General features: G+C 60.2%; 10 protein-coding genes and 1 tRNA gene. 3 read left to right on the top strand and 8 right to left on the bottom strand.

Going from position 1 to position 12,450, the window contains the following annotated elements; genetic code table 11:
- Nucleotides 1–336: 336 nt before the first annotated feature.
- Both HMPREF2836_RS07145 and HMPREF2836_RS07150 read right to left on the bottom strand, forming a co-directional pair.
- On the bottom strand, nucleotides 337–2,544 hold the full coding sequence (locus HMPREF2836_RS07145; protein ID WP_070629949.1) for a DEAD/DEAH box helicase: 2,208 nt from the start codon (nucleotides 2,542–2,544) through the stop codon (nucleotides 337–339).
- Nucleotides 2,545–3,192: 648 nt separating this feature from the next.
- A complete protein-coding gene (locus tag HMPREF2836_RS07150; protein WP_070629950.1) occupies nucleotides 3,193–5,034 on the bottom strand; it encodes a DUF2079 domain-containing protein in 1,842 nt (613 codons plus the stop codon).
- 235 nt (nucleotides 5,035–5,269) lie between these two features.
- Here HMPREF2836_RS07150 and HMPREF2836_RS07155 point away from each other — a divergent pair, with 235 nt between their 5' ends.
- Complete coding sequence (locus tag HMPREF2836_RS07155; RefSeq protein WP_070629951.1) at nucleotides 5,270–6,547, top strand: DNA-3-methyladenine glycosylase family protein; 1,278 nt, start codon at nucleotides 5,270–5,272, stop codon at nucleotides 6,545–6,547.
- A gap of 91 nt (nucleotides 6,548–6,638) precedes the next feature.
- Here HMPREF2836_RS07155 and HMPREF2836_RS07160 read toward each other — a convergent pair whose 3' ends face one another.
- The 3 genes from HMPREF2836_RS07160 to HMPREF2836_RS07170 form a co-directional block, all read right to left on the bottom strand.
- Complete coding sequence (locus HMPREF2836_RS07160) at nucleotides 6,639–7,016, bottom strand: thioredoxin family protein (RefSeq protein ID WP_049353817.1); 378 nt, start codon at nucleotides 7,014–7,016, stop codon at nucleotides 6,639–6,641.
- Nucleotides 7,017–7,328: 312 nt separating this feature from the next.
- Nucleotides 7,329–7,410: transfer RNA gene (locus HMPREF2836_RS07165), tRNA-Tyr, on the bottom strand.
- A gap of 254 nt (nucleotides 7,411–7,664) precedes the next feature.
- On the bottom strand, nucleotides 7,665–8,051 hold the full coding sequence (locus HMPREF2836_RS07170; RefSeq protein WP_005504812.1) for a hypothetical protein: 387 nt from the start codon (nucleotides 8,049–8,051) through the stop codon (nucleotides 7,665–7,667).
- Nucleotides 8,052–8,192: 141 nt separating this feature from the next.
- Between HMPREF2836_RS07170 and HMPREF2836_RS07175 the strand changes: the two genes are divergently transcribed.
- Nucleotides 8,193–8,684: a YajQ family cyclic di-GMP-binding protein gene (locus HMPREF2836_RS07175; protein ID WP_005504808.1), complete on the top strand. Its 492-nt coding sequence runs from the start codon at nucleotides 8,193–8,195 to the stop codon at nucleotides 8,682–8,684.
- Nucleotides 8,685–8,917: 233 nt separating this feature from the next.
- Here the strand turns inward: HMPREF2836_RS07175 and htpX are convergent, their stop codons facing one another.
- Together htpX and HMPREF2836_RS07185 are read right to left on the bottom strand one after the other, a co-directional pair.
- Nucleotides 8,918–9,802, bottom strand: a complete 885-nt coding sequence (gene htpX / locus HMPREF2836_RS07180; protein WP_070629952.1) for a zinc metalloprotease HtpX — start codon at nucleotides 9,800–9,802, stop codon at nucleotides 8,918–8,920.
- Between the two features lie 139 nt (nucleotides 9,803–9,941).
- Nucleotides 9,942–10,205: a hypothetical protein gene (locus HMPREF2836_RS07185; RefSeq protein ID WP_049338049.1), complete on the bottom strand. Its 264-nt coding sequence runs from the start codon at nucleotides 10,203–10,205 to the stop codon at nucleotides 9,942–9,944.
- Nucleotides 10,206–10,399: 194 nt separating this feature from the next.
- On the opposite strand from HMPREF2836_RS07185, the gene HMPREF2836_RS07190 reads away from it, so the two are divergent.
- Nucleotides 10,400–10,990, top strand: coding sequence for a Fur family transcriptional regulator (locus HMPREF2836_RS07190; protein WP_070629953.1), 591 nt, complete (start codon nucleotides 10,400–10,402; stop codon nucleotides 10,988–10,990).
- 114 nt (nucleotides 10,991–11,104) lie between these two features.
- Here the strand turns inward: HMPREF2836_RS07190 and HMPREF2836_RS07195 are convergent, their stop codons facing one another.
- The gene (locus tag HMPREF2836_RS07195; RefSeq protein ID WP_049338047.1) at nucleotides 11,105–12,439 is read right to left on the bottom strand and encodes an SseB family protein; all 1,335 of its coding nucleotides are present in this window, start codon (nucleotides 12,437–12,439) and stop codon (nucleotides 11,105–11,107) included.
- Between the last annotated feature and the right edge of the window lie 11 nt (nucleotides 12,440–12,450).

Genomic DNA, 12,450 nt, shown 5'->3' on the forward strand with positions numbered 1-12,450 from the left:
AAGATGGCGCTCTACCACTGAGCTATCGGGGCAACAGGTAAAACTATACAGGTCTTCAGGAATGCTCGCAAGCGGAAAAGCTATGGCATACGCCACATTTGATGTTTTCCTGTTCTCCGCATTGCCGCATGAGAGCCCAGCTTTGATCAGAAGCCCCCGCAATGACCAGGCACCACCGCAACAGCTGATGCAAACACATCAACACACAAATACAAAAGACCGGCAGGAGAGCTCATCGCTCCCCTGCCGGTCTTTGACTCATCTGCGGATGACAAGGTTGCTAGCCGATAGCCTCAGCAAGCCTCTCATACCGCAAATCCATGCTTAGCCGGAATCTTAGTAGCGCTTGCCGCGGCCGCCGAAGTCACGGCCACCGTCACGGTTACCGCGGTAGCCGCCATCACGACGGTTATCACGACCACCGAAGTCGCGACCACCAAAGTCACGGCCACCATCGCGGTTACCGCGGTAGCCACCCTCGCGACGGTTATCACGGCCGCCGAAGTCGCGACCACCGAAGTCACGGTCATTGCGCTTGCCACCGAAATCGCGGCCGCCACGCTTGAAGTCGCGGTCGCCGCCGAAGTCACGGCCACCGTCACGGTTGCCACGGTAGCCACCCTCGCGACGGTTATCACGACCACCGAAGTCGCGACCACCCTCACGGTTGCCGCGGTAGCCACCCTCACGACGGCCACCACCGAAGCTACGGCCACCGCCGCCGCCCTTGGGACCGTTGTCCTTGCGGATGTTGATGAACTCGCCAGCGATCTTGGTGTCACGCAGACGGTCGAAGAAGTCGCGGGGCAGGTCCTCAGGCAGGCCAACAATGGTGAAGTGCTGGCGAATGTCGATGGAGCCAATCTGGGAGCCCTTAATGCCACCCTCGTTAGCCAGCGCACCCACGATAGCGCCTGCGGTCACACGGGAGGAACGGCCAACGTTCAACTTGTAGTTGACCATGCCCTCGTCGTTGTGCGCGCGCTTTGCCTTGCGGCCGCCGCGGTCCGAATCGTCGTCGGAGAAGGGGCGGGAGTTGCGCGCGATATCCTCTTCCTCATCCAGGAAGAACGGGCGACCCTGCTGGGCGATAACAGCCAGTGCAGCCGCAATGTCCTCAGCGGTGGTGTCGTGCTCGTTCTCGTAGTCCTCGATAATCTGGCGGAAGAAGCTCAGGTCCTCAGACTCGATGGTCTCGGTAATCTGCTGTGCGAAGCGCTGCTTACGGGTCTCGTTCACTGCCTCTGCGGTGGGCATGTGCATCGGCTCGACCTTCTGGCGGGTTGCCTTCTCGATCTGACGCAGCATGTACTTCTCACGCGGGGTGACGAAGAGGATTGCGGCACCTTCGCGACCTGCACGGCCGGTACGACCGATGCGGTGCACGTAGGACTCGGTGTCGTGGGGGATGTCGTAGTTGACGACCAGGGAGATGCGCTCAACATCCAGGCCGCGTGCCGCCACGTCGGTTGCCACGAGGATGTCAATGCGGCCGTCACGCAGGGCGTCAACGGTGCGCTCACGCAGCTGCTGGGGGATGTCACCGTTAATCGCTGCTGCCGCGAAACCGCGTGCCTTCAGCTTGTCGGCAACTTCCTCGGTTTCCTTCTTGGTGCGCACGAAGACGATGATGCCGTCGTAGTTTTCGACCTCGAGCACGCGGGTCATTGCATCCAGCTTGTGGGAGTGCATGACCTGCATGTAGCGCTGGGAGATATTTGCGCTGGTGGTGGTCTTAGCCTTGACGCGAATCTCGGTGGGGTCGTTCAGGTACTGCTGAGCAATCTTGCGGATCGAGTTGGGCATGGTTGCGGAGAAGAGCGCAACCTGCTTGCTGTCGGGGGTGCCTTCGAGGATCTTTTCCACGTCTTCGGCGAAGCCCATGCGTAGCATTTCGTCTGCTTCGTCCAGTACCAGGTACTGCAGGTTGGACAGGTCCAGGGAGCCCTTTTCGAGGTGGTCAATCACACGGCCGGGGGTACCGACGACGACCTGCGCACCGCGGCGCAGACCGGCCAGCTGCGGGCCGTAGGGGGAGCCACCGTAGATGGGCAGAACGGTGAAGTCCTCCATGTGGGTTGCGTAGGAGGAGAAGGCTTCTGCAACCTGCAGAGCCAGCTCGCGGGTGGGTGCCAGGACCAGAACCTGGGTGTCGCGGGAGATGCCATTGATGTCGGCGAGTTCAGCCATGCGGGACAGTGCCGGCAGCGCGAATGCTGCGGTCTTACCGGTACCGGTCTGTGCCAGACCGACCACGTCGTGGCCTTCGAGCAGCAGCGGGATGGTCTGTTCCTGAATGGGGGACGGCTTCTCGTAGCCGACCTCTTCCAGAGCTGCCAGGACGCGAGCGTCCAGGCCCAGGTCGGTGAAGCGTACGCCTTCTTCTTCAGCCTTGTCGGCGGTTTCTTCGGCAGGTGCTTCTGCAGTAGCTTCTGCGGTGGTTTCTTCTGCTTCTACAGCAGGGCTCTCGGCGATGTTCTCGGTGGTCACAACGGTCTCTGCCTCGGCGTTCTGTTCGGCCGGGGTAGCAGTATTCTCAGTCAATTTTTCCTCTATACGGTAGGGGTGGAAGCGCACGCTTTTCGGCGCTTACCGGGTGTCCCCTTCACGGCCCAGCCACACATCATCCCCTGGGGAGTAGAGCGTCCAGGGGTCCTCCGTTACCGGCGCATTCTGCAGAGGTGTTCTGCGGATGCTGCGGGTAGCGGCTTTTGCTGGGGGTGGTCTTGAATTTCTCGGCACATTATCCGCACGCCTGCTCGTACTCTGCGCTTGGCGCACAGTAGTCCCTGTGGATCAGGGGTGTACAGGGTGGGTAATGCTCACATGCAATGTCACGTATTCCTGGTGGTTCGCCTTCCCGCTGACACGGCGGTGGTGTGTCTGTTACAGCAGACGCAGCAAAGACGCTGGACCAGAGATCGTTAAGAGAAGCCCGCGTGTACGGTGTAAACCGTAAGTTTATGGGGCGTATCAATCGGTGATGGTGAGTACGGCGCACCTACAATTCCAGCGCCACCTTGGGTGCCGGGTGCGCACAAGACCTTCATCGGGGGTTCCCGTGTTCTATCCAGTGTACAGCAGGGTCCCCGCTTGGGCTATAAAAAGGTGCTTAAAACCTCATCTCTTAAATGCGAGCGCCCACCCCAGCGTTTGCGGGGTGGGCGCTCATTGAGACGCTGAACCGAGGGGCTAGTCTACGCGGCGCACAATATCAATCGTGCCAACGGTCGCGTACTTAGCGTAGGAATGGCCGTAGCGGTCGGCCGCGTACTGTGCGGCGTTGGTCGGCGGGTTGCTGCCCCAGGAGTTGCTCCTGCGGTCGATGACCACGTAGTCGGGTGCGGGCTCACCGGTGTGACCAATCCAGTAGACGGTGCGGCCGGGAATCAGCTGAGTCAGAATCGACAGATCAGACGCGACCGATACCCCTTCGGGTACCTTCTGCACGGCGTCCTGCTTTATCTGGTCAGTGGTGGTCAGCGCGGAGGCGGTGAACTGCGTATTGGCCAGGGATGCGAGGGGCTGCTGGGAGCCGGGCACAAAAATCGGGGACGCGGCAAGGAAGAGCGCCACGGCGGGCAGAGCCCATACGGGCATGCGGCGTGCCATAGCGCTGAGGCGGCCAGGCTCAGCCGCTGCATCGCCCTCCTGCGCGGAGGCGCTATCGGCTACTCGCGCACCCGAACGCACCGGAATTGCGGCGGGAACCACGCCGTAGCGTACACGCACGACGGCATCCAGCAAGGCGAGGAAGACGACGGGCATGAGCACGAGCGAGTAGTGCCAGGTGCTTGCCCAGTAGGATTCCATGGTGGAGAGCAGACGCCATGCAAGAGTCGGCAGGGCAATTGCCGCGAGCGGAGAAATCACCCAGAGGACCGCTCCGGTAATGAGCAGCAGTCCGAGGGTTGCCAGCTTGGTGTTATTGCTGAGCATCTGCAGTGCCGAGCCGAAGGGGTCGCCCAGGGCTGCGGAGAAGTTCACCTTGTCGGCGTAATCGAAGTTTCCACCGCTATTGAAGTAGGGCAGGATCACGTAGATGGCGACGGCGGACCAGAATACGCCCCACATCATGACCATCGTGGATTCGGCGACGGCGGGAGTGCGCGCCCAGGAAGAGTAGAGCTGCTGCATGCGGGTGCGCATGGGAGCGGGGGTACCAGCGGAGAGGCGCGGCATCAGAATGTCAACGGCGATGCTCAGCCAGCCGGTGCGGATAAAGATGATGAGGCCGATGGCTGCGACAGTAATACCCATATCTTCTTTGACGAAGGCAATGGGCAGGGACCACCAGCAGGCGTAGGCGAGGTAGCGGGCACGTTCGGTGCCGCTCACTCGCGAGGCGAGCACCAGGTAGCCGAGGCTCATGGCGAGCAGCGGCACGGCGAAGGCTACTTCGTGGAATTGGGCGGCGATAGCCTGCTGAACTCCGAAGCTGAGGGCGAATCCGGCGCCGAGCAGCAGACCGGTGATGGTCGGGATGACGCTCTGAAGTTTTGCGGACTGAGCATTCTGCGCGGGCTCGTTCTTCTGCGCGTCTTCAGTCTTCTGGGCGAGTGCGAAGGCACGCTGGGTGAAGCGCACAATGGCGAAGCTTGCGAAGGCGACCAGGGCGTTCTGCACCACCAGCAGGGTGGTCGGCGAGGGGAACAGCGCGTAGATGGGTCCCAGAAGCACCAGAATCGGGTGGAAGTGGTCACCCCAGAGGTTAAAGTCGGGCCCCTTAATCGGCACGATGGGCACGAAGAAGTGCGAGTACGCCTGCGCCATCTGAGTAAAAATCGCAAGATCCCAGGAGGGGGTCACCCAGTGCTTCATCTGCTGAAGCGAGTAGTAGGTGTACAGCGCCATGACGGCAGCGGCAAGCAGCAGACCGGGCAGAAGTTCAAGGGGTCGGATGCTCTTGACGCGCTCGGTGAGGGACTGACGCGGCTTTTTCTGGGTACGCTGGCGGCGCGCGCCTGTAGCGGTGCCGCTCGTCGTTTCAGGTGCGTTAGTCGTCGAGGGTGCGTCATGTGCTTCCGGTGCCATAGGCGTCCTTCTCTCGGGGTGTATGTCCGGGGTGCGTGTCCGGGCGTGGGCGCCCTTGTGAACGGGCGGAACGCATAGCCTGTGTTGTGCCGGTGGCGGAGTTTGCGTTCGTTATCGCTCTACCTTTTAGGGTATCGCATTAGCGGTGTGCCTGCCCTGCCGAGTATTTCTGGTGCTTTAGTTGGGGGGGGCGTAGATTGGTGGGGCGTCGTCGATGAGGGAATAGACTGGTGGAGTGAGTACGATTCCTTCCTCAGCCCCCGGCGGCGCGACCCCTGATGGTGTAACTCCCGGTAGCCGCCCGGCAGCGGGTGTGCAGTGCGTCCGGCATCCTTTGGCGGCCGCTGGTGTACCCTATGCGCCGGCGCTTGCGGATGTTCTTCAGGAGCCTACCGTTCTTCACCAGCCGCGCGTCCAGGTTCGTACGCTCTCCCCCGCCGCTTCGCCCCTTCCCGGTGCCCTGGCTCCCGAGGCGTGCGAGGTTGTGATTGAGCCGCATGTTCCGGTGCAGTTGGCGCAGACTTTGGGGTCGTTGCGCCGCGGTGCTCAGGATCTTTCGTATCGTGCGCTGAGCCGCGCGGATGGTGCCGAGCGAATCTGGGTGACGGCTCGCACGCCGTTTCACGAGTTCCCGGCCGTGCTGTACGCCGAACGTTTGGCGCAGCCAGCCGAGCTTCCCGAGTCTATCCCTTCCCTGTTTCGTGTGCTGATGCGCCCGGTGCGTATTCGCATCTGGGCTTCCTACGCTGCTGCCGACCAGCAGATGCAGGCGCGAACCGATCTTCAGGCGCTGGCGCAGGAAATGACGTACTGGCTGGGGTTGCACGACCCCGCCGAACAGTTTGGCGCGCTGTCTTCTTTTGTTTCTCTTCCGCCGCGTGTTCAGCAGGCGTGGCGGCAGAATCCGGGGCTCCGCCTCAGCGCCTCGGGGCAGTTGGACCGGCAGATGCTCAACGCCATTGTGGAGCAGCGCATCACCCAGACCGAAGCGTTCAGAACCCTGGGCTGGGTTCTGCGAAAGTACGGCTCCCCCGCCCCTTCGACCGGGTTGGGTCACCAGCCCGAAGGCATGCGCGTCTACCCGAGCGCCCGGACCCTGGCGACGATTCCGACCTGGGATTGGCATCAGGCGGGCGTTGATAAAAACCGCTACGATACCGTGTACGCTTACGCGCGTTCGGCTGAGTCTCTGAAAAACATTACGGCAGAAGGCGACGTGGCGCTTCTGGCGCGGAGCCTGCACACTGTGCGCGGCGTGGGCCCGTGGAGTATTTCCGAGGCTCTGCAACGGGTATGCGGGCACCCTGACGCCATCAGCGTGGGCGACTACCATCTGGCGCACGCAGTCGGTGAGCTATTCACCGGTCAGCGCACCGATGACGCGGGAATGCTCGCTCTGCTGGCACCCTACAGCCCCCATCGACAGCGCCTGGTGCGGCTCATGCACGCTTCAGGCTTTTCGAAGCAGCGCTTCGGGGCGCGCATGAGCATTGACGATCACCGCGGCCGCTAACGCTCCCTCACGAGGTTAAAAGGGGACGGGGCGCCCCAGCCGGTTGTACCGGCGGGTGCGCCCCGTTCAAGCTCTTTTTGTGGTGGTGAGCTTACTTCTTCTCTGCAGAGCCTTCTGCTGCTGCGATTTCTGCACGGACCTTGTCCATGTCGAGCTCGCGGATCGAACCGATCACGGTCTCCAGCTGGTCTTCGCGCAGTGCGCCAGCCTGCTGGTAAACCAGGATACCGCCACGGAAGCCCATGATGGTGGGGATGGAGGTGATGCCTGCTGCCTGAGCGAGCTGGCCCTGGTCCTCGGTGTCGACCTTGCCGAAAACGATGTCGGTGTGCTTCTCCGAAGCCGCCTCGTAGACGGGGGAGAACTGCTTGCAGGGACCGCACCAATCTGCCCAGAAGTCCAGGAAGACGATGTCGTTGCTCTCGACGGTAGCAGTCAGGTTCTGCTGAGTAATTTCAATAGTAGCCATGAGATAAAGCTACACCCTCAAGACCCCAATCGCGAATTGTTCGCCCTGGGATTCAAACATTGTGAAAGATATGACAAATTGCCGTCATAGTTGGTTCTTTACACGGTAGTTTCAGCCGACCCGCGGGCGTGTCGCGGAGGCTCCCGCGAAAAGTTCCGCGCCAGGTGATGGAGGCGCCCCACCGGGCTGTCGAAAGCCCAGCAAGAGTTTTGCCGAGAAGCTCAGCAGGCTGTGCCTCGCCGCCGCTGAAGCCGTCGTGAAATTGGTTTTAGATACACAAAAGCCCGGTTACTTTCGTAACCGGGCTATTTGTGGCAGGTGAGGGATTCGAACCCCCGTAGGCAGTGCCAGCTGATTTACAGTCAGCCCCCTTTGGCCGCTCGGGTAACCTGCCGCCTAGCTAGGTGCTAGTTGCTCGCTCAAGCGAACAGAGACTACTCTACAGCAGTTTTAGGGACTTGTACACTTCACACAGGGTTTTGTGACGAAGGTTATATATCTGGCTATATTTATCGTCTTTTCGTCACATCAGAGCGCCGGTACACGCTCACCGCGCATCCATATCTATCGCAGCGCCCGCGCCCTCATCCTAATTGAATAAAGCCCTCATGAATAAAGCCGTGAATAAAGCCAATGCCTACAGCAGCTTTAGAAGGAGCGGGACGGAGTATCGCCATCCTGCTCAAGCAGAAGCACAATCTCCAGGTGCTCCAGATAGCGGCGCGCCTGCTCCACAGTGCACATGTCACCGGCAATCTCACGCTCCAGGTCACGGCGAACGCCACGGAAACGTGCCACCAGCGAAGGCTCAGTCAGAGTAATACCAATGCCTTCAAAAGGAGAATGCTTAGACTCTTCCGCATGCAGGTCAAGATGAATATCGTGGTGGTCAGACTCGTTGAGGCGCTCAGCCTCAGGAATACCTTCGGGCTCAGCGCCCAGAGAGGTATGCAAGTCAATGAAGAGCAGGGTTTGCAGGTCGCGAGCTTCCTCGCTCGTGCGCAGGTCCGTCGTGGACAGGTTAGGAGTGGTCATGTTTCTATTGTCCTCTTTTAAGGTTAGTAACACCTGTAAAACAGGCCCGTTATTCTGATAGTTAGCTGTGAACAAGAGCCCCAACCCGGTAGGCTAGTACTAACCGGTGCCAGTAGCACCTCATTCACGAAAGGAAAGCCCATGGCTAGCGAATCGTCATTCGACATTGTGTCCAAGGTGGACAAGCAGGAAGTTTCCAACGCACTGCACCAGGCGCAGAAGGAAATCTCCCAGCGTTACGACTTCCGCGGCGTAGGTGCAGAAATCGACTACTCCGGCGACAAGATCCTCATTAAGGCAAACGCCGAAGAGCGCGCCCTGGCAGTGCTCGACGTTTTCCAGTCCAAGCTGGTCAAGCGCGGCATCTCCCTGAAGTCCCTGGACTCCGGCAAGCCCTACGCATCCGGCAAGGAAACCCGTATCGAGTGCTCCATCAAGGAAGGCATCGCGCAGGACCAGGCGAAGAAGATCTCCAAGATGATTCGCGAAGAGGGTCCCAAGGGCGTGAAGGCAAACATCCAGGGTGATGAGCTGCGCGTCTCCTCCAAGTCCCGCGATGACCTGCAGGAAGTCATTGCAATGCTCAAGTCCGCTGACCTTGAGATTGACCTGCAGTTCGTCAACTACCGCTAAACTCAGGCGAGGCTCCCCGCCCAGCAATGGGTGAGGGAGGCGGTTAGAAGCCGAAACGTAAAATCTTCTACACAAAAATCCTCGGGGTGGCTACTTCCACAGTAGCCACCCCGAGGATTTTTGTCTGCCGACCCGTCATCGCGGGTCATAATCGTCACGCCGGGTCATATTCGTACAGCGTTACATGCATACAGTGACACACTCGCGCCCGGATGATTCAGCGAAGAAAAGACTTAGTACTGCCCCATCTCACGAGCCTGCTGCTGCAGACGCGCAATACGCTGGTCCATCGGCGGGTGAGTAGAGAGCATGTTCTTCAGCGAGCCGAAGGGGTTCGCAATCATCATGGCGCTCGCCGCCTCCGTGTTGCGGTTGTTCGGGTCCATCGGATACATTGACACACCGCTCTCCAGCTTGTTCAGCGCCGAAGCCAGAGCCAGCGGGTCACCGGTCAGACGTGCACCGTCCTCGTCGGCATCAAATTCGCGGGTGCGGCTAATAGCCATCTGAATAACCTGCGTAGCAATGGGGGCCAGCAGCGCAATCACAAACATCGCGAGAGGGTTCGAGCGTTCACCATCGCGGCTGGAACCACCGAACATCGCACCAAACGAAAGAATCTGCGCAATCGTACCGATAATGGAGGCGATACCCGCCGCCACCGAAGAGGTGAGGATATCGCGGTTGTACACGTGCATCAGCTCGTGGCCGAGCACGCCGCGCATCTCGCGCTCATCCAGCAACTGCAAAATACCCTCGGTGCAACACACCGCCGCGTTCTGCGGGTTACGACCGGTCGCGAACGCGTTCGGAGTCATGGTCGGTGCCACGTAAAGAGCGGGCATGGGCTGACCCGCGCGGGAAGAAAGCTCCTCCACGATGTCGTAAAGCACCGGAACCTCTTCACGGCTGACCGGGTACGCGTTCATGGAACGCAGGGCGAGCTTATCGGAGTTCCAGTAGGTGTACGCGACCGAACCCAAGCTAAACAGGCCCATAACCCAGATGAAAATGGAGGTGCGGAAAGTCGCCGAAAGCAGGCCACCGATGAGCAGCATCATGCCCACCATGGAGCCCATCAACAGGGCAGTTTTCAGTCCGTTGTTATGGCTGTGCATGGGTATCCTCCTGAACAATTAGGTCAGTGCGTACAGCGTGTACTTGACTCTATAGAATACGTGCAAGCACCCGCGTGTGCACCTTCTGGAGCGCAGATTCACCCAGAGCGTCACCCATGCGCCGAAAGCGCAAAAGGGATTAGGGAATAGCGCCCGGAATATTCACCAGGGGCACCTGCTCCAGCACCTGTGCCGTAGCAGTCGGAAAAATACCGAGCAGCAGAATCGTGCTGTAAGCACCCAGGAAAAGGATGAAGAGCAGGCCGAGCATCAGCTGACCTTCCAGATCAAAACCCGTGGTAGTGCTACGGTACTGGCCGTAAATCACCGGGGTCACGATGGGCACACCGAAGAGCAGAATCATCAGCAGAATGTAGATGGGGTTTGTGAAGTCGTACACCATGACCCTATCCTCCTTGATGGTGATCGCCGGTACGGGTTACTCTAGGTTCTTTGATTGTACGGCATCTCTTCACACCCGAGGCCGGGGTGAGGAGGGGCGCCACAGAGTGGATGAAAGGGATGCCCTGCCGGCTTATTATGAGTTTTTCATAAGATAATGATGAATTTCTCATAATAATGTGTAGACTTAAACCTATGACCGACGCAAAGACAACCTCCGATACGAAGAAGACCCAGAGCCCAGACCATCACAATACCGGCTGCGCCCACACCACCGGCCTGCCCATGCTCTCCGCAATGAGCCCCGAACAGCTCGAAGAAGCATGGACCACCGGGCTGCGCGCCAGGGGCCGCCGCGTCACCAAGCAGCGCCTCGCTGTACTCCACGCAGTGCAGGAACACCCGCACTCCACCGCCGACACCATCGTGCAGGCAGTCCGCGAGCGCATCCCCGCCATTACGGTCCAGTCCGTCTACGTGATTCTTGCCGACCTGACTGACATCGACCTGCTGCGTAAGTTTGAGCCGCCGGGAACCCCCGCCCTCTACGAAACCCGCACGGGCGACAACCACCACCACGCCTTCTGCGTACGCTGCGGCAAGGTCGAAGACGTGGACTGCGCGGTCGGCTCCGCACCCTGCCTGACCCCCAGCGATTTTCACGGCATGGCACTTTTCAGCGCAGACGTGCTCTACCAGGGCGTATGTGTAGACTGCCAGACCGAGCAGGAGGCGGCACTCGCCCGCACCCAGCAGGAAGCGGCAACGCGCATCCTGGCGGCATAACCCTATAGCCCCGGGAGTCTCGGGCAGGCTCGGTCATGAGAGCTTTTAAACCGTTGAGGCGGCGACACGAGCAGTGTCGCCGCCTCAACGGTTTAAGTTATTTAATGCAGGAGCTTAGGCACCCATGCGGGGCTGAGAGCCCACAATCTCCAGCAGCTCGCGAATCTGCGCCGCGGTCAACACCGTGGAGGGGTTAATCGCGTTCACCTTCACGCTCGGAGCACCAATCTCCAGGGCGTAACGCAGAATATCCAGGGCGTTCGCCGAACGCACCTCAATATGCGGATCCAGTGCCGCAATCTCAATGGGTGAGGTGAACACCAGCAGGCTCTGCGGGTTGCCGTTCTCATCCGGGTCAAACACGAAGGAGGTACCGGACGGGTCAGCCGGGTCAACACCCACCAGCAGCACGGACGCCGGGGACACCAGCGAGCCGAGTAGCATCTGCATGTTGTCCTGGGTCAGCGCCATCTTCGCGCCGTCGTTACGGGGCGAAGTGACAATCCACTGCACCTGAGCGCGCTCAATGTAGCACTCGTGGTCGGTGCCGGGGTCAACCACAATCAGGTCCAGCGCCTCGTTGCCGAGGAAATCGATAAAGACTTTCATCGCCGGTTCGCGCAGAATCAACTCGTCGCCCTCGGACTCCTGACGCACGTAGCTCTTGCCAATGTGCTCGGAGGAGGAGAACACGCACAGCGCCTGCATACCGGTCTCGGGCATACGAATGACCTGGTGGGTCAGCACCGACTCGGGGCCCATCGGGTCGGTCTCAGACGGAATCAGCAGGGAACCGGTCGCATCCAGTAGAACGTCGCCGCCGAGCATCGTGCGAACCACGTTAATGAGGGTTCGCTCCTGCACATCGTTACGGAACGTCTCAAGAGCGGCGACCAGGTAGGGGTTCGGAATCTCGTGCTCGCTCGAAGACAGCGCCGCGGCGGCAGAGTGGCGGGCGCGACCCTCCATACGTTCACGAGCCCAGGCGGGGATACGCGACGCGTCACGCGGGAACTCAGTCAGGTGCTCACGCACGTCGGTCGCGGTCAGGGTGCCTTCATTCTTCCAGCTGGCGGGCTCATCGTCACGGTTATAGGAGGCACCCACGCTGAACTGCGGGTTCGGCCAGCCGGTTGCCGCCACCACAATGGAGGCGGTGAACCAGGTGCCGCGGTTACCGTCGTAGGCGGCACGCTGCAACTTGCGAACCTCAGCAATAATGGGCGAGCCGTCCTTGAGCGGGCCGATAGTGCCAATGAACTCTTCACCGTCGCGGAATTCACGCACACGCACGAAAATCTGACCTGCCAGAGGTTTGACGTCCAGCACCATTTCGCTCCAGCCGGGGTCAACACTAACGACATCCAGCAGCCAGCTTCCAATGTTGTTCAGCGCATCCTGGATGCGCGCGGCGCGGCTACTCGTCTCGGCGAGGCGGGGTTCAGTCATAGTTCATACAT

It is taken from the genome of Rothia sp. HMSC065C12, assembly GCF_001812085.1.
Lineage (GTDB): Bacteria > Actinomycetota > Actinomycetes > Actinomycetales > Micrococcaceae > Rothia > Rothia mucilaginosa.

What these genes read in the sequence shown, in the direction of transcription:
- HMPREF2836_RS07190 (WP_070629953.1), top strand. Translation starts at nt 10,400, where the DNA reads ATGACCGACGCAAAGACAACCTCCGATACGAAGAAGACCCAGAGCCCA.
- HMPREF2836_RS07170 (WP_005504812.1), bottom strand. Translation starts at nt 8,051, where the DNA reads ATGACCACTCCTAACCTGTCCACGACGGACCTGCGCACGAGCGAGGAA.
- HMPREF2836_RS07195 (WP_049338047.1), bottom strand. Translation starts at nt 12,439, where the DNA reads ATGACTGAACCCCGCCTCGCCGAGACGAGTAGCCGCGCCGCGCGCATC.
- HMPREF2836_RS07160 (WP_049353817.1), bottom strand. Translation starts at nt 7,016, where the DNA reads ATGGCTACTATTGAAATTACTCAGCAGAACCTGACTGCTACCGTCGAG.
- htpX (WP_070629952.1), bottom strand. Translation starts at nt 9,802, where the DNA reads ATGCACAGCCATAACAACGGACTGAAAACTGCCCTGTTGATGGGCTCC.
- HMPREF2836_RS07150 (WP_070629950.1), bottom strand. Translation starts at nt 5,034, where the DNA reads ATGGCACCGGAAGCACATGACGCACCCTCGACGACTAACGCACCTGAA.
- HMPREF2836_RS07175 (WP_005504808.1), top strand. Translation starts at nt 8,193, where the DNA reads ATGGCTAGCGAATCGTCATTCGACATTGTGTCCAAGGTGGACAAGCAG.
- HMPREF2836_RS07185 (WP_049338049.1), bottom strand. Translation starts at nt 10,205, where the DNA reads ATGGTGTACGACTTCACAAACCCCATCTACATTCTGCTGATGATTCTG.